22 protein-coding genes are annotated in these 20,139 nt (G+C 69.1%); 5 read left to right on the forward strand and 17 right to left on the reverse strand.

What is annotated here, in order from left to right; all coding sequences use genetic code 11:
- Positions 1-333 precede the first annotated feature (333 nt).
- Positions 334-3,111: an RNA helicase gene (locus tag DMH03_RS23010; protein WP_125794092.1), complete on the reverse strand. Its 2,778-nt coding sequence runs from the start codon at positions 3,109-3,111 to the stop codon at positions 334-336.
- A 112-nt stretch (positions 3,112-3,223) separates the two neighbouring features.
- On the opposite strand from DMH03_RS23010, the gene DMH03_RS23015 reads away from it, so the two are divergent.
- Complete coding sequence (locus tag DMH03_RS23015; protein WP_125794093.1) at positions 3,224-3,811, forward strand: hypothetical protein; 588 nt, start codon at positions 3,224-3,226, stop codon at positions 3,809-3,811.
- Here DMH03_RS23015 and DMH03_RS23020 read toward each other — a convergent pair.
- The 7 genes from DMH03_RS23020 to DMH03_RS23050 all read right to left on the reverse strand — a co-directional run bounded on the left by DMH03_RS23020 (position 3,795) and on the right by DMH03_RS23050 (position 8,747).
- On the reverse strand, positions 3,795-4,670 hold the full coding sequence (locus DMH03_RS23020; RefSeq protein ID WP_125794094.1) for a diacylglycerol kinase family protein: 876 nt from the start codon (positions 4,668-4,670) through the stop codon (positions 3,795-3,797). The two genes, DMH03_RS23015 and DMH03_RS23020, sit on opposite strands and share 17 nt — an antisense overlap.
- Before the next feature lie 7 nt (positions 4,671-4,677).
- Positions 4,678-5,649: a twin-arginine translocase subunit TatC gene (tatC, locus tag DMH03_RS23025; RefSeq protein WP_125794095.1), complete on the reverse strand. Its 972-nt coding sequence runs from the start codon at positions 5,647-5,649 to the stop codon at positions 4,678-4,680.
- Between the two features lie 112 nt (positions 5,650-5,761).
- Positions 5,762-6,094, reverse strand: a complete 333-nt coding sequence (tatA, locus tag DMH03_RS23030; RefSeq protein ID WP_125794096.1) for a Sec-independent protein translocase subunit TatA — start codon at positions 6,092-6,094, stop codon at positions 5,762-5,764.
- Between the two features lie 38 nt (positions 6,095-6,132).
- Positions 6,133-6,342 carry a bacteriophage holin gene (locus DMH03_RS23035; RefSeq protein WP_125787713.1) on the reverse strand — a complete coding sequence of 70 codons (210 nt, stop codon included), beginning with the start codon at positions 6,340-6,342 and terminating at the stop codon, positions 6,133-6,135.
- Positions 6,343-6,351: 9 nt separating this feature from the next.
- Positions 6,352-7,329 carry a YafY family protein gene (locus DMH03_RS23040; RefSeq protein ID WP_125794097.1) on the reverse strand — a complete coding sequence of 326 codons (978 nt, stop codon included), beginning with the start codon at positions 7,327-7,329 and terminating at the stop codon, positions 6,352-6,354.
- The gene (locus tag DMH03_RS23045) at positions 7,326-8,306 is read right to left on the reverse strand and encodes a YafY family protein (protein ID WP_125794098.1); all 981 of its coding nucleotides are present in this window, start codon (positions 8,304-8,306) and stop codon (positions 7,326-7,328) included. The genes DMH03_RS23040 and DMH03_RS23045 overlap by 4 nt, the downstream gene beginning before the upstream one ends.
- A 9-nt stretch (positions 8,307-8,315) precedes the next feature.
- Entirely contained in the window at positions 8,316-8,747 is a 432-nt protein-coding gene (locus DMH03_RS23050; protein ID WP_125794099.1) for a helix-turn-helix domain-containing protein, read from the reverse strand.
- 103 nt (positions 8,748-8,850) lie between these two features.
- On the opposite strand from DMH03_RS23050, the gene DMH03_RS23055 reads away from it, so the two are divergent.
- The 3 genes from DMH03_RS23055 to DMH03_RS23065 all read left to right on the forward strand — a co-directional run bounded on the left by DMH03_RS23055 (position 8,851) and on the right by DMH03_RS23065 (position 11,135).
- Positions 8,851-9,789, forward strand: coding sequence for an NADP-dependent oxidoreductase (locus DMH03_RS23055; protein WP_125794100.1), 939 nt, complete (start codon positions 8,851-8,853; stop codon positions 9,787-9,789).
- Positions 9,790-9,826: 37 nt separating this feature from the next.
- Positions 9,827-10,276, forward strand: coding sequence for an SRPBCC family protein (locus tag DMH03_RS23060; RefSeq protein ID WP_125794101.1), 450 nt, complete (start codon positions 9,827-9,829; stop codon positions 10,274-10,276).
- A 160-nt stretch (positions 10,277-10,436) separates the two neighbouring features.
- Positions 10,437-11,135: an SDR family oxidoreductase gene (locus DMH03_RS23065; protein ID WP_125794102.1), complete on the forward strand. Its 699-nt coding sequence runs from the start codon at positions 10,437-10,439 to the stop codon at positions 11,133-11,135.
- Here DMH03_RS23065 and DMH03_RS23070 read toward each other — a convergent pair.
- The 8 genes from DMH03_RS23070 to pafA form a co-directional block, all read right to left on the reverse strand.
- Positions 11,132-11,995 (reverse strand): TIGR03620 family F420-dependent LLM class oxidoreductase, encoded by an 864-nt coding sequence (locus tag DMH03_RS23070; protein ID WP_125794103.1) that lies wholly within the window; start codon positions 11,993-11,995, stop codon positions 11,132-11,134. The genes DMH03_RS23065 and DMH03_RS23070 overlap by 4 nt on opposite strands.
- A 71-nt stretch (positions 11,996-12,066) precedes the next feature.
- Positions 12,067-12,408, reverse strand: a complete 342-nt coding sequence (locus DMH03_RS23075) for a helix-turn-helix transcriptional regulator (protein WP_125794104.1) — start codon at positions 12,406-12,408, stop codon at positions 12,067-12,069.
- Between the two features lie 12 nt (positions 12,409-12,420).
- On the reverse strand, positions 12,421-13,464 hold the full coding sequence (locus DMH03_RS23080; RefSeq protein WP_125794105.1) for an oxidoreductase: 1,044 nt from the start codon (positions 13,462-13,464) through the stop codon (positions 12,421-12,423).
- Positions 13,465-13,538: 74 nt separating this feature from the next.
- Positions 13,539-14,099 (reverse strand): hypothetical protein, encoded by a 561-nt coding sequence (locus tag DMH03_RS23085; protein ID WP_233611600.1) that lies wholly within the window; start codon positions 14,097-14,099, stop codon positions 13,539-13,541.
- Positions 14,096-14,854, reverse strand: coding sequence for a hypothetical protein (locus DMH03_RS23090; protein WP_125794106.1), 759 nt, complete (start codon positions 14,852-14,854; stop codon positions 14,096-14,098). Before DMH03_RS23090 ends, DMH03_RS23085 begins: the two co-directional genes overlap by 4 nt.
- Positions 14,855-14,878: 24 nt before the next feature.
- Positions 14,879-15,202 (reverse strand): hypothetical protein, encoded by a 324-nt coding sequence (locus tag DMH03_RS23095; protein ID WP_125794107.1) that lies wholly within the window; start codon positions 15,200-15,202, stop codon positions 14,879-14,881.
- Positions 15,202-15,924, reverse strand: coding sequence for a YbaB/EbfC family nucleoid-associated protein (locus DMH03_RS23100; protein ID WP_125794108.1), 723 nt, complete (start codon positions 15,922-15,924; stop codon positions 15,202-15,204). The genes DMH03_RS23095 and DMH03_RS23100 overlap by 1 nt, the downstream gene beginning before the upstream one ends.
- Before the next feature lie 89 nt (positions 15,925-16,013).
- Positions 16,014-17,372: a Pup--protein ligase gene (gene pafA / locus DMH03_RS23105; protein WP_037319655.1), complete on the reverse strand. Its 1,359-nt coding sequence runs from the start codon at positions 17,370-17,372 to the stop codon at positions 16,014-16,016.
- Between the two features lie 147 nt (positions 17,373-17,519).
- On the opposite strand from pafA, the gene DMH03_RS23110 reads away from it, so the two are divergent.
- Positions 17,520-18,998 (forward strand): bifunctional phosphatase PAP2/diacylglycerol kinase family protein, encoded by a 1,479-nt coding sequence (locus tag DMH03_RS23110; protein WP_125794109.1) that lies wholly within the window; start codon positions 17,520-17,522, stop codon positions 18,996-18,998.
- Here DMH03_RS23110 and DMH03_RS23115 read toward each other — a convergent pair.
- Positions 18,995-19,969, reverse strand: coding sequence for a helix-turn-helix transcriptional regulator (locus DMH03_RS23115; RefSeq protein ID WP_125794110.1), 975 nt, complete (start codon positions 19,967-19,969; stop codon positions 18,995-18,997). The two genes, DMH03_RS23110 and DMH03_RS23115, sit on opposite strands and share 4 nt — an antisense overlap.
- Between the last annotated feature and the right edge of the window lie 170 nt (positions 19,970-20,139).

Raw genomic sequence — 20,139 nt, forward strand, 5'->3', positions numbered from 1 at the left:
AACCCTCAAGGACGATTCTCTTGAGCCGAGGGCAAAGCTGTCGTGTCGCGAAAGCCATTTTCGCAACCTTCAACGTTGTGGAAGTGGCTTTCTCACCGTGGCGGGGGCGGGGTGGGCGTTCGGTCCGGGGACCCGCTCGTTACCGAGCCCTTCCTCGCCTAGCCGTTGCGACTGCTGTGACTGCTGGTGCCTGTGAGGCGAACGAGGCCTTCAGCAAGGTAGTGAGGGCCTCCTTCCCTACCCTCAGGGTAGGCAAGGAGGCCTTCACGGACCGGCCCGTGGCCAATCCCATCCGATCGCCAGTACGTACCTATGACACACTCGCGACCCAGGTCACGCGCCGCCGGCCGCCACGACCCCGCGCCGCAGAGCCTTCACCGCGTCCGAAGCGGCCGCGCCGACCGGATCCGCCTTCCCGAGGACGTCGCGGATCTGGTCCAGCAGGTCGATGACCTGCCGCGACCACCGCACGAAGTCGCCCGCGGACAGCTCCTGCCCGTTCGCTTCGGCGGCGGTGAGGACCTTCTCCAGCGACTCGCCGCGGGCCCACCGGTAGACGGGCCAGGCGAAACCGGCGTCGGGCTCGCGGGTGCGGTCCAGCTTGTGACGCCGCTCGTCCTCGGTGAGCTCCATCCATAGGCGCGTGGTCGCCTGCCAGGCGTCGACCACCTTGCCCAGTGGCAGGCGAGGCTCCCCTGCGGTGTCCCGGCGCGCCTCGAAGACCAGCGTCGAGACGACCGCCGCGAGTTCGGGCGGGGTGAGGCCCTTCCACACGTCGTGCCGGATGCATTCGGCGGCGAGCAGGTCGGACTCGCTGTAGAGGCGGGTGAGCCGCTTGCCGTGTTCGGTGACGCGGTTCTCGCCGTCGCCCTTCGACTCGGGGCCGAGGTAGCCGCGTTCGCCGAGCAGCCGCAGGATGCGGTCGAAGGCGCGCGCGAGCGAATGCGTGGTCGCGGCGACCTTGCGTTCCAGTTGCTCCGTCTCGGCGGTGAGCCGCTGGTACCGCTCGACCCAGCGCAGGTTCGCCTCACGTTCGGCCAGGCCGTGGCAGGGATGCGCGCGCAGCGCACGCCGCAACGCGGCCAGCTCACCGTCCTCATTGGCCCCGGCGCGTCGTTTTTGCCTGCCAGGCAAGGAGATTCCCGCGCTGCGCAGACTCGCGGCGATGTCACGACGGGTCTTGGGCGAACGCAGCTCGATGTGCTTCGGCAGCTTGATGTTCCCCAGCGCCTCCACCGGCGCCGGGAAGTCGGAGACCGAGAGCGGGCCGGACCAGCGGTCCTCGGTGACCACGACGGGCCGCGGTTCGCGGATCGGGTCGAGCCCCGGGTCGACGACGACCGCGAGCCCCGCGCGGCGTCCCGCGGGCACGGCGATGACGTCGCCCTTGCGGAGCTTCTCCAGCGACTCGGCGGTGCCTGCCCGGCGAGCGGAGGTGTTCTGCCGCGAGAGTGCCTTCTCCCGGGCGGAGATCTTCGCGCGCAGATCGACGTACTCCAGCATCTCGTCGAAATCGCCGGTGATGGCGGAGGTGTAGCCCCGCAGGGCCTCCTTGTTCCGCTCGATCCGCCGCGCCGTCCCGACCACCGACCGGTCGGCCTGGAACTGCGCGAACGACTGTTCCAGCAGGTCACGGGCCGCCTCGGCGCCGACCTGGGCGACCAGGTTCACCGCCATGTTGTAGCCGGGCCGGAAGGACGACCGCAGCGGGTACGTCCTGGTCGAGGCCAGCCCGCCGACCTGCTTCGGGTCGATCCCCGGCTGCCAGGCAACGACGGCGTGGCCTTCGACGTCGATGCCGCGCCGCCCCGCTCGCCCGGTGAGCTGCGTGTACTCCCCCGGCGTCAGGTCGACGTGCGCCTCGCCGTTGTACTTCACGAGCCGTTCCAGCACCACGGTGCGTGCGGGCATGTTGATGCCGAGCGCGAGCGTCTCGGTGGCGAAGACGACCTTCACGAGGCCCTGGACGAACAGCTCCTCGACGGTCTCCTTGAACGCTGGGAGCAGCCCGGCGTGGTGCCCGGCGATACCGCGTTCGAGCGCCTCACGCCATTCCCAGAAGCCGAGGACGCCGAGGTCACCTTCGGGCAGGTCCTTGGTGCGCTCGGCGACGATGCGGCGGACCTTCTCGACCTCTTCGGGACCGTTGAGCCGCAGGCCGGATCGGACGCACTGGCCGACGGCCGCGTCGCAGCCGGCGCGGGAGAAGATGAACACGATCGCGGGCAGCAGGCCGGCGTTGTCCAGCCGCTCGACCGTGTCGGTGCGGGACGGCGGCCGGTACCTCGGCATCCGCGACGGCCCGCCTCGCCGGCCTCTCGGCCCGCGCAACCCTGCCGGGGCGAAACGCCCGCCGATCTCCTCCGTGCGGCGAAGCAGGCTGGGGTTGATCCGCAGTTCGGCGCCCGGCGCGTTCTCCTCCTGGCCGGCGAACAGATCCAGCAGCCGGTTGCCGACCAGCATGTGCTGCCACAGCGGCACGGGGCGGTGCTCGTCAACGACGACGGACGTGTCGCCGCGGACCTCGACGAGCCATTCGCCGAACTCCTCGGCGTTGCTCACCGTGGCCGACAGGCCGACGACGCGGACGTGCTCGGGCAGGTGGAGGATGACCTCTTCCCAGACCGCGCCGCGGAACCGGTCGGCGAGGTAGTGGACCTCGTCCATCACCACGTACGCGAGTTCGCCGATGGTCGAGGATCCGGCGTAGAGCATGTTGCGCAGGACTTCGGTGGTCATGACCACGACCTGCGCGTTGCCGTTGATCGAAGTGTCACCGGTCAGCAGGCCGACGGCGTCGGCGCCGTCGCGGGCGACGAGGTCGGCGTACTTCTGGTTCGACAACGCCTTGATGGGTGTCGTGTAGAAGCATTTGCGGCCCTCGGCGAGGGCGAGGTGCACCGCGAACTCGCCGACCACGGTCTTCCCGGCGCCGGTGGGCGCGCAGACGAGCACGCCGTGACCGTCTTCGAGCGCCTCGCAGCCGCGGACCTGGAAGTCGTCGAATTCGAACGACGATTCCGCCGCGAAGCGGGTCAGCTGGGGGTACCGGCCGCGGCGCTGGGAGGCGGCGTATGCCTCGGCCGGGGTCTGAGGAGGGCTATTGACCACTTCGTCAGGGTTCCATACCCCACCGACAGTTCGCACTCGGTGTGACGATCTCGGGAACGGTCGCGGCGCCTGTGTCATCCAAGGGCGGGATCCGAGATCGAGAGGGGACGCCATGGAGATCGCTTGCCCGCACTGCGCGCAGGTCGACCAGGTGCAGAGTGTGCCGGCGGTGTTCCAGAGCGGCCAGACCACCTACCGGGTGCAAGGCGGCATGACGGCCATCCCGGCGGGCGACGGCGTGGTCTACACCGCGACGACGCACACCGGCGTGTCGGTGACCGCGACCGCGGCATCGCTCAACCCGTATCCGGTGCTTCGCGGCGGCGGATGCTTCCTGACGCTCGCGCTGGTGATGCTGATCCCCGCGTTCGTGTTCGTCGCGTTCGCCACCGACGTACTCGCCGAGAACCCCGCTCCGACCGCGGGCGGCCGCGTCGGTGCGGCCATCGGCGCCTGGATCTTCCCGTTCGGGGCCTTCGCGCTCGTCGCGCTGTTCGCCGTGCTGTTCGTGCTCAGGCTGCGGCGCAACGCGCGGATCCGGCGAGGGATCCCGGACGCGCTCGCGTACTGGCGGCAGGCGTGGTTCTGCCATCGCTGTGGCGGCGTGTTCTTCCCGCGTGGCGAACTGATGTCGGCCGCGACGTTCCGCGGACAGGTGTGGCGCGCAGGCGACTACGCGGGGCTCATCCGAGGACGGTGAGCGCACCGGGGACGCAGGTGATGTCGATCGGCGGTCGTCCGAGCGGCTCGCCGTCGGCGTAGACGGGCAGATCGCTGCCCGCCAGGTGGATCTGACCGGCCTTGAGGGTCCGCACCGCCGGATGGGCCAAGTGCTGCCCGGAGCGGACGCCGGGCAGCATGCGGATGAGGTCGCGCCTGGTCGCGTTCCCGACGACCGTGACGTCGAACAGGCCGTCTTCGGGGTCCGCGCCGGGACAGATCGGCATGCCGCCGCCGTAGTACGGGGTGTTGCCGACGGCGATCATGGTGGCGTCGAGTTCGATCGTCTCGACGTCGGTGCGGAGCACGACCGGGCGGGGCCGGAACGCGGCGAGTTCGGCCAGGATCGCGACGTCGTAGCGGCGCGGGCCGCGAGGCCAGGTCAGCCGGTTGGCGCGTTCGGTGACCAGCGCGTCGAAGCCGGAGCACAGAACCGTGGCGAACCATTCGCCACCGGCCCGGCCGAGGTCGATCCTCCGTCGTTTCCCCTCCACGATCCGCCTGGCGGCGAGATCCGCGGCGGCATGCGGCCGTTCGGGGATCTCGAGTGCCCTGGCGAAGTCGTTGCCGGTGCCCGCGGGCACGAGCCCGAGGGCGACGCCGGATTCGGCGCAGAACTGGACGCCCTGATGGGCCGCGCCATCGCCGCCGAGTACGACGAGGACGTCCAGCCCGGCCGCGCGCGAGTCGGTCATCAGCGCGCGGGATTCCTCGACCGTGTCGGCGACGAGGACGTCGAGCCGGTCCACGACGGGCCGCAGCCGCGCCGCGACCGACTCCATCAGCCGACCAGCGGCCCCGTTACCGGAGGCGGGGTGGACGGCCAGTGCCGCGTGCATCCCCGGCTCAGGTGACGTCGTCGGTGCTGGTGCGCTTGCCGTTCGTGGCGGCCGACGGCTCCTCGTCGAGCTTGCTCGGCGTGTAGTCGAACGGCGCGGCCTCGTCGTCGTCGAGCTGGTCCCAGCCCTCGGTGCCGCGTTCCTTGTCGAGCTTGCGGTCGTGGAAACGCGCGATCTGGATCGACATCTCCAGCAGGACCACCAGCGCGCCCGCCAGTGCGATCATCGAGAACGGGTCCGAACCGGGCGTCGCGAAGGCGGCGAAGACGAACACGACCATGATCAGGCCGCGGCGCCATTTCTTCAGCATCTGGTACTTCAGGACACCGACGCGGTTCAGCATCACCACGAACAGCGGCAGCTCGAAACTGACGCCGAAGATCAGCAGCAGCGACAGGATGAACGAGATGTACTTGTCACCGGTGAGCGCGGTGATGAACTGGTCGCCACCGAAGTTCATCAGCAGCTCGAGAGCGTGCGGGATGAGCAGGTACGCGAGCACGGCGCCGGTGGCGAAGAGGATCGACGCGAAGAAGACGAAGGTGAGCGCGTACTTGCGCTCCTTCGAGTAGAGGCCGGGCGCGATGAACGCCCAGATCTGATAGAGCCACAGCGGCGCCAGCAGCACCGCGCCCGCGGCGATACCGACCTTCAGCTGGATCATGAAGGCTTCGAACGGGACCGTCTGGAGCAGCTGACAGGGACCGTCCGCCTTGGCTCCAAGCCTGCGCTCCCAAGGGATGCCGCAATACGGGCCGGTCATGATGTCACCCAGCGACGGGATCGGGCCCACCCTGGTCTGGAACCAGAGGAAACCGATGATCCCGCCCGCCAGGATGGCGAGCAGCGCGAAGCCCAGACGGCGCCGGAACTCGTAGATGTGCTCGATGAGCGTCATCGTGCCGTCGGGATTGCTCCGACGGCTGCGCTTGCGCCGCTTCGTGCCGCGGCGCTCCTCACCGGAGGCGGAATCCGCCACTGGACAGTCCGTTCTCGTCAGGGTCCACCATGAGCGCGCCGCGACTTCGGCGCGCTCATCCGCGAACAGGCTCCGCTGGGCTGGCTGGAAGCTGGCTTACCGAGACCTCGGCTCAGCTGGCGTTCTTCTGCGCCTGCTCGGCCGGAGCGGGCGTGGCGGCCTGCTGCTTCTTGAGCTCGTCGAGCTGACGCTGGAGGTCGGCGACCTGCTTGTCCGCCGCGTTCGCGGCAGGCGCGGGCGTGGTGGCCTGCGGCAGCTGCTTGGTCTCGACCTCTTCGGTCTCGGCGGCCTTGTCCTTGTCCCCGGCCATGTCCTTGGTCTCGGCCTTGAAGATCTTCATGGACTTGCCGATGGACCGCGCGGCGTCCGGAAGCCTCTTGGCGCCGAACAGCAGGACAACGACGAGCACCAGGATGATGATGTGCCACGGCTGCAGCGCGTTCATCGTTTGCGGCCTCCTTCTCGAGTCTCTCAGGTGTGATGTTACCGGTCTTCGAGCCCACGTCGTTCCGCGATCGCCACGCGGAGCGCGGCCGACCGGGCGCGAAGGAGCCCTGTCCGTTTTCGGGTGTTCGTAGCCACCATGCTCATCGTATGGGTGAGCACGCGCAAGACTCTGCGTAATTTGATGAGCAGAACAAAGAGCAGGAGCAGCCCGGCGACGGCGAGCGCGATGCTCGGCAGGTACGACACGGCGTCACCCTACTGCTCGTAGGTTGACGTTAGGTGACGAGCCCGGGCCAGCGCGTCGGCCGCGCGTCGACGAACTGCCTCGCCGAGCGCGGCCGGGCTTTCGACGTGCGCGTCTCCGCCCAGACCGAGGATCAGCCGGACCATCCAGGAATCGTCGGCGTAGCGCATCCGGATCCGCAGCCGTCCGCCGTCGAGCTCGTCGAGTTCCTCGCAGGGGTAGTACTCGGCTACCCAGCGTGTGTCGGGGTCGAGGACGAGGACGGCTTCCTGCTGATCGGGACGCGGTCGAAAAACACCATCGGAAATGTCAGTGGGCCGCGCGTGTGCCGGCGGGACGGCGGGTTCGTCGAGCACGGTGAGCTCGTCGATACGGTCGAGGCGGAACAGCCGGACATCCTCGGCCCGGCGGCACCACGCTTCGAGGTAGCCGACCGCCTGCACGATCAGCAGCCGCATCGGATCGACGGTGCGTTCGGTGATCGCGTCCTTCGACGCCGTGTAGTACCGGATCCGCAACGCGCGCTTCGCGGTGAGAGCGGCCCGGACGGCTTCGCGGGTGCCGGCGGTCTTCTTGCCTTCCCGCACTCCCCCGCCGACGACGATCCCCGACGGCTGGGCCTGCCCCGCGGCGACCTCGATCTTCGCGATGGCGCGGCGGACCGCGTCGGCGTCGACCACGCCGGGCGTCTCGGCCAGCGCCCGCAGCGCGACGAGCATGGCCGTCGCCTCGCCGCCGGTGAGCCGCAGCGGGCGGTTCATGCCGGCGTCGTGCGTGACGACGATCGTGTCGCCCTCGAAGGAGAGGTCGATCAGGTCGCCGGGGCCGTAGCCGGGCAGCCCGCACATCCACAGCAGTTCGAGGTCCTTGCGCAGCTGCTTGGGCGTGACGTCGAAGTCGTGGGCGGCGTCGTCGATCTTGATCCCGGGCCTGGCGAGCAGGTACGGCACGAGCGCGAGCAGCCGCGGCATCCGTCCGGTGGCGCTCATCGGGCACCGCCGGCGTGCGCGATGGCCTCGAGGCGGCTGAAGACGGACTTCGCGAGGACCTCGGGTTCGAGAACGAGGACGTCCGGGCCGTGGGCGGTGAGCCAGTCGGCGGCGGATTCGGGGTAGTACAGCTCGATCTCCACGAGGTCGCCTTCTTCTCCCCCTGCGTCGCTGCGGCCGACCACCCGGCCGCGGCGGCGGACCCCTGCGGCCCTGCCGTCGGCGACCCAGACACTGGCCGTGGTCACGGCGGACGGGTCCTCACTGCTGCTGGCGGAGACCATCCGCAGCAGGTTGATCCCTTCCGGACGCTCGACGACGCCGGGCGGTCCGAAAGCATCGACCTTCCCTGTCACGCGCGATAGCCGGAAGCAGCGGGACGCGCCGCGATCCCTGTCGTGCCCGACGACGTACCACCGGCCCCGCCACGACACCACGCCCCACGGTTCGAGGGTGCGGATCTTGCGTTCGGCCGAACCGCTGCGGCGGTACTCGAACCGCACCGCCTGCCCGGCCTGGACGGCGGCGAGCAACGGACCGAACGCCGGTTCGGCGCGGACGCGGGGCTCGACGACCGTCGGGGCGTGATCGTCGACCTCGACGCCCGCGGCGCGGAGCTTCACCAGCGCGCCTTGGGCCTCACCGGTCAGTTCCGGGGAATCCCAGAGCCGGACGGCGAGGCCGACCGCGGTCGCCTCGTCGGGCGCGAGGTCGATTTCACCGAGTTCGTAGTCGCGCCGCGCGATGCGGTAGCCGTCGATCGCGTCGAACGCGGAATTGCGGCCGGTCTCCAGCGGGATGCCGAGTTCACGCAGTTCGGTCTTGTCGCGCTCGAACATCCGGAAGTACGCCTCGTCGCTGGCCGCGTCGGCGTACCCGGGCACGATGCCCCGGATCCGCTCGGCGGTGAGGTACTGCCGAGTGGACAGGAGGGCCAGAACCAGGTTGACCAGACGTTCGGCGCGAGCGGTGGACACCCGGCTACCCTAGCCCGCGCCGTCCGGCCCGATGGTGACAGCCGCCGATCGCGCGTCGTAACGATCCCTGGCGGTCTCGACCTCGTCGAAGCGCGTCTCGGCCCAGTCCTTGATCCCGGCCAGCAGTTGCCGGAGGCTCCGGCCGAGTTCGGTCAGTTCGTAGTCCACCCGCACCGGCACGCAAGCGGTGACCGTGCGGGTCAGCAGGCCGTCGCGTTCCAGGGTCCGCAGGGTCTGCGTGAGCATCTTCTGGCTGACGCCGGCGATCCGTCGGGAGAGGTCGCTGTAGCGCTGGGGCCCGTCTCCGAGCGCGACGAGGACGAGGCTCACCCACTTACCCGAGACCTCGTCGAGCAGTTTCCGGGCGGGGCAGGCCGCGAGATAGGCGTCGTAGGCCCGTTTCTCCTCGTTCCGCCGTTCTTGTGCCGTGCGCGTGACCACGGTGCGCGTACCTCCGCGTGGGTTGGGCACCTCGAGGTGCGTACTTCCCGATGGAGAGTAACTCCCCATACGTTCGCGGGGAACGATCCCTTGGAGGAGAACGATGCGCGCAGTGGTGGTCCGCCGGTTCGGCGGTCCGGAAGTCCTTGAGTTCACCGAGATCCCGGTGCCCGTACCGGGAACCGGTCAGATACGGGTGAAGGTGGCCGCGGCCGGGGTCAACCCGGTCGACGCCGCGACCCGCTCGGGTTTTCTGACCGAGGCGGGGATCATCCCGCCGCGTGAAGTGATCGGGATCGGCTGGGATGTCGCCGGGACGGTCGACGCGGTCGGCGACGGTGTCACCGGATTCGCCACGGGTGACGCCGTGATCGGCCTGCGGGACCGGCCGTCGACGGCACTCGGCACGCACGCCGAGTTCGTCGTCCTCGACGCGGACGCGGTCGCCGCCGCCCCGCGGACGGCGTCTCTCGTGGAGGCCGCGACCCTGCCGTTGAACGGTCTCACCGCGGTCCAGGCCCTCGATCTGCTCGACCTGCCACCGGCTGCGACGGTCCTGGTGACCGGTGCGGCGGGTGGCGTCGGCGGCTACGCGGTCACCTTGGCCAAGGCCCGCGGTTTTCGCGTGGTGGCGGTCGCCGGTTCGGCTGACGAGGCACTGGTACGAGGGTTCGGCGCGGAGATTTTCGTGCCTCGCGGCGACTTCCTGGCCGATCGCGTGCGCGCGGTGATCCCCGGCGGCGTCGATGCGGCACTCGACACCGCCTTGCTCGGACTCGAAGCCTTGGACGCCGTCGCGAACCGTGGCCGGTTCGTGGTGTTCGCGGCCGGAGCGGCCCCGATTCCCTTGCGCGGTATCAGGGTCGAGCACGTCTGGATCCGCGCGGACGGCGCCGCCTTGGCCGATCTGGCGGCCCTCGTCGACGAAGGCGCGCTCGCGCTGCGGGTCGCCGACACGTCACCCTTGGACGAGGCGGCGAAAGCGCACGAGCGCCTTGCCACGGGCGGGCTCCGCGGCCGACTGGTCCTGACCAACGAATAAGTTGACGCTTAATTAAGCCTGCGGTTATCTTCGCATCATGGACAAGGAAGAAACCCGGCTCGAACTCCGGCGCGAGTACCCGGACCCGATCGAAGACGTCTGGTCGGCACTCACCGAATCCGAGCGCACGGCCCGCTGGATCGGCACGTGGACGGGCGAAACAGGGGTCGGCAACACGATCATGCTGCTGATGACCGCGGAGGAGGGCTCCGAACCGTCGCCCGCCGTCATCCGTGAATGCGATCCGCCGAAACGGCTGGCCATGGATCTGCACAACACCGACGAGCCGACCTGGCGGGTGGAGCTGACGCTGACACCGCGCGGCGACGGAACGGTGCTCGACTTCGTGCACCGGATGCCCAAGCCGGATTGGGACACCTCGGACATCGCCAAGGGCTGGCACTTCTATCTCGACCGGCTCGGCGCTTCCCTCACCGGCGAACCGGTGCCCGAATGGGAGACGTACACGCCGCCTAGTGTCGCGTGATCCTGCTGCCTTGCGGCGCTGTGGATCCACGTGGTTCCTGGCAAGTCGGAGAAAAGCAGCTCGTACTGGATGTACTTGGGCTTTTCTCCGACGCAGCCAGGGGCCGCGTGGGCCGCAGCGGCGTAAGGCAAGCAGGGTCACGCGACACTAGTTTGGAGGCATGAACGATCGAGTACTGCTGATCACCGGCGCCTCCCGCGGTCTCGGCGAGGCCACCGCACGCCGGGCGGCCGCGGCCGGGTTCCGGCTGGCGTTGCTCGCCCGCGACCGCGAGGCGCTGCTCCCCCTCGTCGCCGAGTTCGGCGAGGATCGCACCCTCGCGCTCGCGGTCGACGTCACCGACTGGGGTTCGCTGTCCTCCGCGGTCGAGACGGTGAAGTCCACCTTCGGCGGGCTGGACGCGGTGTTCGCCAACGCGGGGCAAAGCGTCGTGGTCTCGTTTTTCGGCGACGGCGGCGCGGACCCCGAGCAGTGGCGGGACATGGTGCTGACGAACGTCTACGGCACCGCCCTCACCGCACGGGCGACCCTGCCGTCGCTGGCGGAGTCGAAGGGGCACCTCGTGCTCACAGGTTCGGTCGCCGGGCGCTACCACCGGCCGGGAAACCTCTACTCGGCGACGAAATGGGCGGTGACCGGGCTCGCCGGGTCGATCCGCGAGGAGGCCGTCGGCACCGGCGTCCGGGTCACCGTCGTGCAGCCGGGTTTGGTGGACACCTCGATGATCCCCGAGGACTCGAAGTCGAAGCCGAAACTGGAACCCGACGACATCGCGAGGGCGGTGCTCTACGCGCTGGAGCAACCGCCCTCGGTCGACGTCAACGAGATCGTGGTCCGCCCGACCGGGCAGGTCCGCTAGCCCGGCAGCAGCGACTCGGCCAGCCGTCGCCAGTGCGGCATGGCCGACTCGCCGGGTTCGACGCCGATGACCTGGATCCCGACGTGGTCGGCGCCCGCGTCGAGATGGCCGCGCAGTTTCGCGGTGACGGTGTCGAGGTCGCCCCAGAACACGAGATCGTCGACGAGCCGGTCGCTGCCGCGGCCACCGTCGAGGTCGGCTTCCGTGTAGCCGAGACGGAGGAACTTGGCGACGTTGTACTCCGACCTCAGGTAGCCGTGCAGATGCTCGCGAGCGATCCCGCGTGCCTTGCCCGGGTCGGTTTCGAAGAGCACGGCGTGCTCGACGCCGAGGAAGGCCTTCTCCCCCAGCACTTCCCTCGCCTGGGCGGTATGCGACACCGGCACGTGATAGGTGTGCGCGCCCTCGGACCGGTCTCGGGCCAGTTCGAGCATCTTCGGCCCGTACGCGGCCAGCAACCGCCGGATCGGCACGGCGGGCAACGGGTTGGCGCTCGTGACCGTGTCGAGTTCGTCGAGGTAGTCGTTCATGGCCTCCAGCGGCTTGACGCCGGGACGCGCGCCACCGAAGCCGAGCCCCAGGACGTGCCTGCCCGGATAGGCGTCGGCCAGCAGGAGCGCGGCGCCGCGGGTCCAGCGCGCACCGCGGGAGCCGATCCGCGCGATCCCGTTGACCACAGCCATGCGTTCGGTGGACGCGAGCAGGAATCCGGCGTGGGTCAGGGCTTCCCGCCCGTCCCGTTCCGGGATCCAGATCGACGGCCAGCCGAGTTCTTCCAGCTCCCGCACCGAATCCCGCAGCACGCTCGCGGGCTGGTCTTCGAAGTCGAACGTCCAGATCCCGAAACGCCCCAGTTCCATCTGTCTCTCCTCAGGTCGCGTACAACATATCGAAGTATCGCAGATATTCGATATGTTGTACGCGGCAGAGCTCAGATGGAGCGTCCCAGCAGGTCGACGAGCTGCGCGATCCGCTGTTCGTCACGGCGGTAGTGCGTCCACTTCCCCACGCGGGTGGACCGGACGAGTCCGGCGCGCTGCAGCAACGCCATGTACGCCGACACGGTGGATTGCGCGAGCCCCAGCTTCGCCTGGAGATGACTGACGCAGACGCCGACCTCGTTCTGGTCGGCGATCGCGTTTTCCGGCGAGAAGTGCCGGTCCGGTTCGCGCAGCCACCCGAGCACCTGGAGGCGGATCGGGTTCGCGAGCGCCTTCAACACCTCGACGAGATGCTCGGTGGTCTCCGGGACGGGTTCGGCTTGTGCGGTCATGATCCTTCGAGCTTAAACCCCGCCGAGCCGGGCAGCCCTGCCCTTCGCCCCGCTCGCCCAGCACGCGCCTCGCGCGCAGTCGACCGAGTCCAGCGATCCGGTGTCGAACGACTTCCAGTGCCGCCCGCCGTCCGGGCTCAGATCGCTCCCGCCTGGACCGACGGCGATGACCGTGTTCCCCAGCCAGGCCAGCCCGGAGCGGTAGCCGACCGGCGCCTCGGACGGCGTCCGCCACGTGCGTCCCCTGTCGGCGCTCAGCGCGACCGCCGGACCCGGCGCGTTCGGTGCCGCGTAGTCGCCACCGATGGCCACGCCGTGCCGCGGGTCCCGGAACGTCACCGAGAAAACCCCGGCGGAGGCGCCACTGGGCAACGGGGTGTCCGCGGCCTCCCAGGTCTTCCCGCCGTCGCCGGAGTGCAGGACCCGCGCGCGAGCGCCACCGCCGGTCGCGATCCAGGCGTCACGCGGGCCCGAGGTGGTGAGGCACTGGCCGCTGGCGGCGAACCCGAACTCGCCGTCGAGCGCGGGGACCATCCCCGCGGACGGCACGGGCTGCCAGGTCCGCCCGCCGTCCGAAGTGGACTGCAACCGGAACTTGCCGTCCACCGGATCGCTCATCGCCAGGCCTCGCCGATGGTCGAAGAACGCGACGCAGTCGTAGAAGGCGGCCGGGTCACTGTTCTGGAAGGACAGTCGCCAGCGCTTGCCGCCGTCGTCGGTGCGATAGATCCGGGACGTGTCGCCGGGCCCGATGGACAGGGCGACGGCGTGGTCGGCGTCGAAGGCCTCGATGTCGCGGAAGTCGAGCGCCTCGGTGCCCGCCGGGGCGACCGGCTTCCAGGTGCGACCGCGGTCGGTGGTGCGCAGGATGGTGCCCCCGCTCCCGCTGACCCACGCCGTACGCGAGTCCACCGCGGCGAGTCCGCGCAGTTGCGACTCCGTACCGGTCGGGGTCTCCGTCCACCTCGGCTCCGGACATTCCGGCGCGGCTTGCGCGATTCCGGTGAACGCCAACGGGACGACCGCTCCCAGCAGGACCAGCAACGCACGGCGCATCGGCGCACCTCTCCCTCGGTCGAAGAACCGCGGGCAACCCTAGTCCGCTCGACGTCGACCTGGCGAGACCCGACTCAGCCGGACTCCCGCTCAAGATGCTTCCGCACCTTCTCGACCGTCGGGAAGAGCAATCGGTGAGCGACGACGACGTTGACGATCGTGAGGATCAGAGCGAGAACCGGCAGGAGCGTGTACATCACGATGCCGGGCGTCACCTCGATTCTGTCCTGGGGGTCGTATTGACCGGATGCGGCGACACGGGAAACATAAAAGATCAAGAAGATCGCCGTCGCGAAAAGGGCACCGCCGCACAACCCCGCCTCGACTCCTCGCAGGAGGATGGCGCCTTTCGTCTCCACGCTGCCGGTTCTCACGAGCGACCGTGCCGTCATCATGGCGATACCCGACAACAACAACGCAACTGCCGCGAAAGTGGCCATTCCCATGGTGACGACATTGGCGCCGTCACTCGACGTCGGAAGAATACGCCCCGCGATCTGGATGACCACCACCATGGCGATGCCGACGGCACCCGTTCCGATCCCGAGACTGGTGGCGATTTCGCGAATGGTGCCGATCATCGCGGGCGGGAGACGACGATAGGGCTCCGTCGGCCACACGGTCGGGTAGGTCACGGTTGCCGCTTCCAGTCCGATGAATGCGACATCGATTCCGTGTTGGTCCTTGGCCACGTGGCGCCGAGCGAGTTCACCTTGTCCTCAATAGCGGTTTGTTCCACCCCGATGCTGTTGGTGAGTGAATCCACCGCGCTGATGGTGGTGAAGATCGACGCGATACCGGCACCGATAACGCCGATCAGAATCACGACCGCGGCCGGGATGCCGACAACGCTGATGGCACTGACGATGGCCACGGTGACAGCGATACCCAAAGCCGAAAGGGTTCCATATATCTGAATCCAGAAACTCTCCAGACCATTGGCGAGGTTGACGAGCGAGTTCCGGATCTGTAACCCCAGATCCTTGAGCGAGTTCAGCCCCGCGACCTGAGCGGGCACCGTGACCTTGTATGTCTCGGCCGCCTTGCCACTCCACTCGATGTTCGTCTTGAGCTTGTCCAGCGATACCGAGCCGGCGATCTCGCCGATACCGCTACCGATCCGATCCGACCACTCGGCGGCCACTTGCCTCAGCTTGGCGGGATCTCCACGGTCCGTGACGAACTTCTTGGTCGCGTCCCATAGCTCGGTCACCTTCTGGTTGAGCTCGTTCATGACCCGGCGGACGGGTTCGATCAGGTCCGAGAAGATGTCCGGCACCCAGCTCATCACGCTGTTCACCTGGTCGAACAACTCACGGATCTTGTCTTCGATTTCACGAAGCTTTTCCATCGACTGATCGATGACCGGATTCGCTCCAGCGGCCGTCATGGTGGATTCCCCTCGGATGTGTCGCTAGCCGCGGCCGGCGCGATCGATGTCGAGCGCGTGCTGGTCCTCGTCGTGGGCGTACCGATCGGCGGCCGCGCGCAAGGAGGTGGACAGCGCACGGAAGTTGCTTCCCGCTTGGTCGATCATGTCCTGGATGAGGGCGCGGGCCTGGTTGTACTGCTTGTCGAGTCCCTTCGCCGCCGCGTATGACATGACGTCGCCGGGTCCGAGACCCAGCGGATCGATCGCCGCACGAGGAGCGGCGAGATCGTCCGCGGCCCTGTCCCACACGTCCGCGTCCGAACGAAGTGCGTCCAGCGCCAGCGCGAGGTCGTAGTCGTCCGCCATTACGGCTGCTCCTTGCTGATCGACGGTTCGAGACCGACGCGGCGCGCCATCCGGTGCGGGTCGAAGAGCAGACCCATGATCTCGGCGATCGCGGGACCTTGCGGGCCGCCAGTGGGGCCCGGCGGAGCACTGGCCCCGCGAAGCCGGCGAAGCACGTCGAGGAGTTCGCTCTCGATCTCGCCCGTCCGGACCTGCGTCACCCAGGACTGGTCGATTTCCACGTCGACGATCTGCCCATTGGTCACGGAACCACGGACATGGCCACCACCGCTCTCGGCGGTGATGCGGCGGTCGACGACCTCGGCGGCCCGCTGAGTGAACTGTGCCAGCTCGGCGGTCGCGGCTTCCACGAGGCGAAGCATGTCCTGTGTGCCGAGGGGTGACTCGTCGGCGAGGGACGCGGGTGTCGCGCCGAAGGTCGGCATGGCGGGCGGGTTGCGGGCGACGTCGTCCACCTGCCTGCCCAAGGCCGCGATGGTGGCGGCGTTCGCCGCCGCTGCCACAGCGCTGTGCAGCCCGCGTGGATCGACCGACCGTTTCCACTCCGGAGAGAGAGTCACCGCGAGGACGTCCGCATCCGGTGAGACGAACACGGTGACGACACCGTCCTGATCCAGCCCGGCGATCCGGTCGGCTTCGGGAACCGGTTCAGCGGCGGACGACCTCGGTGGATCGTCGTCCTGTTCCAGCTCTTCCTCGAACGCCCACCGCTCGTCGTCCATCCTCGCCCTCCCCGGCTCAGAACCCACAGCGACCTCCACGGTACCTGGAGTGATGATCGCGTGTCGGCCGGCTCTGAGCCGGGGGTCGATCAGAGCGAGGAAATGAGCCTTTCGACCCGTTCGTCCACCGAACGGAACGGGTCCTTGCACAGCACGGTCCGCTGCGCCTGGTCGTTCAGCTTGAGGTGCACCCAGTCCACGGTGAAGTCACGCCCGGCGGCCTGCGCGGCGGCGATGAAGTCGCCGCGCAGCTTCGCGCGCGTGGTCTGCGGCGGGGTGTCCTTGGCCAGTTCGATCTCGCCGTCGTCGGTGACCCGCCGCACGAGGCCCTTCCGCTGCAACAGGTCGAAGATGCCGCGGCCGCGCCGGATGTCGTGGTAGGCCAGGTCGAGCTGGGCGATCCGCGGGCTCGACAGGTCGAGGTCGTGCTTGTTGCGGTAGCGCTCGACCAGCCGGTGCTTGATCGCCCAGTCGATCTCGGTGTCGATCTTGCTGAAGTCCTGCTGCTCGACCGCCTCCAGCGCCCGGCCCCACAGCTCCACGACGCGCTCGGACTGCGGCGACGAACCGGTTTCCTTGACGTGCTGGACGGCGCGTGCGTGGTACTCGCGCTGGATGTCGAGCGCGGACGCCTCGCGGCCGCCGGCGAGCCGCACCTGGCGGCGGCCGGTGAGGTCGTGGCTGATCTCGCGGATGGCCCTTATCGGGTTGTCCAGGGTGAAGTCGCGGAACTGGACACCCGCCTCGATCATCTCCAGCACCAGATGCGCCGAGCCGACCTTGAGCATCGTGGTCGGTTCGGCCATGTTGGAGTCGCCGACGATCACGTGCAGGCGCCGGTAGCGTTCGGCGTCGGCGTGCGGCTCGTCGCGCGTGTTGATGATCGGCCGCGAGCGCGTGGTGGCGCTGGAGACGCCTTCCCAGATGTGTTCCGCTCGCTGGGACAGGCAGTACACCGCGCCGCGCGGCGTCTGCAGCACCTTGCCCGCGCCGCAGATCAGCTGCCGGGTCACCAGGAACGGCAGCAGCACGTCGGCGATCCGGGAGAACTCCCCGGCACGGGTCACGAGGTAGTTCTCATGGCAGCCGTAGGAGTTGCCCGCCGAGTCGGTGTTGTTCTTGAACAGGAAGATGTCGCCGCCGATGCCCTCGTCCGCCAGCCGCCGCTCGGCGTCGACCAGGAGGTCCTCGAGGATGCGCTCCCCGGCCTTGTCGTGGGTGACGAGCTGGACGAGGTCGTCGCATTCGGCCGTCGCGTACTCCGGGTGGGAGCCCACGTCGAGGTAGAGCCGCGAGCCGTTCGACAGGAAGACGTTCGACGAACGCCCCCAGGACACGACACGCCGAAACAGGTAACGCGCCACTTCGTCCGGGGAGAGCCTGCGTTGCCCGTGAAAGGTGCACGTGACCCCGAACTCGGTCTCGATGCCAAAGATCCGCCGCTGCATTCCACCAGAGTAGGCGGTGAGGGCCCGGTGACGGTGCGCCGTTCGGGCGGCGACACGCGGTCGGTACGTTGCATTCGGTGAAAGGTGTGCGGGAAGTCCCGATCGGGTATCACGCGCATGACGTCCCGACCCGGAAGCGGTGAATCCGTGTTAAAGCAGCTCAAACGCCCTTTCCGCAAGGTCGGACGGACCGACCGGAGGCTGATGGCCCGAAGCGCCGCGCTCCCGAGGACGCGGGCCGACGACGTGATCACCTCGCTCTCCAAAAGTGCGGACAAATCCAAGCTTTGGTGGTGTGTCGCGGTCGCGCTCGCGGCGAAGAAGGGGCCGACGCGCCGGGGTGCGCTCCGCGGCGTGGCGGCCATCGCCGGGGCCAGCGCCGCGGCGAACCTGATCGGCAAGCCGCTGTTCCCCCGCCGCCGTCCCGCGGCCGAAGAAGTGCCGATCCACCGGCGCCTCGTCCGGCGGCCGACCTCGTCGTCGTTCCCGTCCGGACACTCGGCGTCGGCGGCGGCCTTCGTCACGGCCGTCGCGATGGAATCGCCCAAGACCGGCGCAGCACTCGTCCCGCTGGCCGCCGCCGTGGCCTATTCCCGAGTCCACACGGGCGTCCACTGGCCCAGCGACGTCGGCGTGGGCATCGGCATCGGCATCGGCGCCGGCCTGCTGACGCGGCACTGGTGGCCGCTGCACCCCGACGTCCCCGGCCGCACCGCGCACACCGCCGAAGCGCCGGAGATGCGCGACGGGGAGGACATGCTCGTCCTGGTCAACCCGCATTCGGGGATCGACGGCCAGGACCCGACCGAGGAAGCCCGCTTCGCCTGGCCCAAGGCCACCATCCTGTACCCCGACGCGAAACGGGATCTGCGCGAGCAGCTCTGCGAGGAGATCGCCGCCCGCGACAACACCGTGCGCGCACTCGGTGTCGCCGGCGGTGACGGGACGGTCGCCGCGGTGGCCGCCGTCGCGTCCGACCACGACCTGCCGCTCGCGCTCATTCCGGCCGGCACCCTCAACCACTTCGCCCGCGACGTCGGCATGCGCTCGATGCCCGACGCGGACGCCGCCACCGAAGCGGGCAACGCCGTCGGCGTCGACCTCGGCGAGGTCGAGATCAACGACGGCGACGACCACCGTTACTTCGTGAACACAGCCAGCCTCGGCGGCTACCCGGAAATGGTCCGAATCCGGGAAAGGCTGCAGAAGCGGCATCCGAAGTGGCCGTCCGCGGCGATCGCGCTCGCCCGCACCCTCCGGCGCGCGAAACCACTCGAAGTGACCCTCAACGGCAAGCACACCAGCATCTGGCTGCTGTTCGTGGGCAACGGCACCTACTCGCCCAAGGGGCTCGCGCCGTCTCGCCGCCCGGCGCTCGACACCGGCCTTCTCGACGTCCGCTACCTGCGGGCCGACGTGCCGTACTCGCGGGCGCGGTTCATCCTCGCCACGATCACGAACAGCCTCAACGCCAGCCACGTCTATCAGGAACTCGACGTCCCGGAGCTGCACGTCCGGCTGCTCGACGGCAACCGCCGCGTCGCCACCGACGGCGAGGTCGGCCCGCTCGGCAACGACTTCCGCTTCCGGTCGCGGCCCAGCGCGCTCACCATCTACCGGCTCTAAGCGTCCAGCATGGCGCTGCCCAGCGGCGTCAGCGAGTGCAGCACCGCGTTGCGGTCACGTTCGGTGGTGATCAGCCCCGCGCGCCGCAACACGGAGGTGTGCTTGCTGACCGCCGACGGCGTCACGCCGAGCCGGGCGGCCAGCTCCGAAGTGCTGCAGCCGACGGCGAGGACAGCCAACGTCGCCGCTCTGGTCGGCCCCAGCAGGTCGGCCAGAGCGGTGTCCGGCGATCTTCGTACGTCGCGGCCGTACCCGGTCGATTGGGCCGCCTGCCGCACCGACGGGTAAAGCAGCCGGACGGGCCCCCGGCCCGTCGCCGGGACGACCACCGGGCACACCGCGAAATACGTTGGCGAGATCATCAGCCCGGCGCCGTCCGCGCCGCAGGAGCCGACGATCCCGTCGCCGACCTCCAGTACCGGGGACGACCAGCGCACCAGCGGCCGCAGGCTCGTCAGCGCCGCGTCCACCCCTTCGTTCAGCATCAGCTGCGCACGCATCCCCCGATCCGCGTCCACCTGGGCCCGCGCCGCTTCCCATCCCGGCGCCAGCGAGAGGTCGAAGTAGTCCTGCATCGCCTGGACGAGCTTCGGCAGCCCGGCGGTGTCCCCATCCGGCAATCCCGCCGCCCAGGCGGGCAGCTCCCGATTCACCGCGACATCGCGCAACGCCGACTTCAAGCTGACCGAGTCGGTCCGGGCGATCTCCGCGAGCCCCGCCTCCAAACCGGCTTCGTCGGCTTCCGGAACGAGAAACGCCGGAATCGGCGCGTACGGGCGGCACAACCACAGCAGCACCGAAGCCGACTCCACCAGCCCGAGCCGGACACGGTGCCGCCACCGGTTGAACAACGCCGAGCCCGCGTCGCGCCGCTGCAGGATCTGAAGACTGGAAACCAGCTCGGCCAAGGGATCCGCTTCGGGCGCGAGCCGGACGCGCGTCAGGTCCTGCAACGTCAGCTCGATTCGCACGGATAGCCTCGCCTTGCTCGAAGTCGTCGCCGTGTGATCGCGAACCAGGTCATTCCGTTACATCGCTGAACTGCCGTATTGCCGCTCCCGGAAATCTCCTCGACGGCCGTGGTTCAGACCTGAATGATGTTCGGAGAAGGCCCGCTTCTCGGGGGTTTACGCGGAGCCTT

Origin of the sequence: Amycolatopsis sp. WAC 01376 (assembly GCF_003947415.1) — a bacterium.
GTDB lineage: Bacteria > Actinomycetota > Actinomycetes > Mycobacteriales > Pseudonocardiaceae > Amycolatopsis.

Bases quoted from the DNA above. Each gene is read 5' to 3' on its own strand.
- DMH03_RS23015 (WP_125794093.1), top strand. From the start codon at position 3,224: ATGGAGATCGCTTGCCCGCACTGCGCGCAGGTCGACCAGGTGCAGAGT.
- DMH03_RS23020 (WP_125794094.1), bottom strand. From the start codon at position 4,670: ATGCACGCGGCACTGGCCGTCCACCCCGCCTCCGGTAACGGGGCCGCT.
- tatA (WP_125794096.1), bottom strand. From the start codon at position 6,094: ATGAACGCGCTGCAGCCGTGGCACATCATCATCCTGGTGCTCGTCGTT.
- DMH03_RS23040 (WP_125794097.1), bottom strand. From the start codon at position 7,329: ATGAGCGCCACCGGACGGATGCCGCGGCTGCTCGCGCTCGTGCCGTAC.
- DMH03_RS23055 (WP_125794100.1), top strand. From the start codon at position 8,851: ATGCGCGCAGTGGTGGTCCGCCGGTTCGGCGGTCCGGAAGTCCTTGAG.
- DMH03_RS23060 (WP_125794101.1), top strand. From the start codon at position 9,827: ATGGACAAGGAAGAAACCCGGCTCGAACTCCGGCGCGAGTACCCGGAC.
- DMH03_RS23065 (WP_125794102.1), top strand. From the start codon at position 10,437: ATGAACGATCGAGTACTGCTGATCACCGGCGCCTCCCGCGGTCTCGGC.
- DMH03_RS23070 (WP_125794103.1), bottom strand. From the start codon at position 11,995: ATGGAACTGGGGCGTTTCGGGATCTGGACGTTCGACTTCGAAGACCAG.
- DMH03_RS23075 (WP_125794104.1), bottom strand. From the start codon at position 12,408: ATGACCGCACAAGCCGAACCCGTCCCGGAGACCACCGAGCATCTCGTC.
- DMH03_RS23080 (WP_125794105.1), bottom strand. From the start codon at position 13,464: ATGCGCCGTGCGTTGCTGGTCCTGCTGGGAGCGGTCGTCCCGTTGGCG.
- DMH03_RS23090 (WP_125794106.1), bottom strand. From the start codon at position 14,854: ATGACGGCCGCTGGAGCGAATCCGGTCATCGATCAGTCGATGGAAAAG.
- DMH03_RS23095 (WP_125794107.1), bottom strand. From the start codon at position 15,202: ATGGCGGACGACTACGACCTCGCGCTGGCGCTGGACGCACTTCGTTCG.
- DMH03_RS23100 (WP_125794108.1), bottom strand. From the start codon at position 15,924: ATGGACGACGAGCGGTGGGCGTTCGAGGAAGAGCTGGAACAGGACGAC.
- pafA (WP_037319655.1), bottom strand. From the start codon at position 17,372: ATGCAGCGGCGGATCTTTGGCATCGAGACCGAGTTCGGGGTCACGTGC.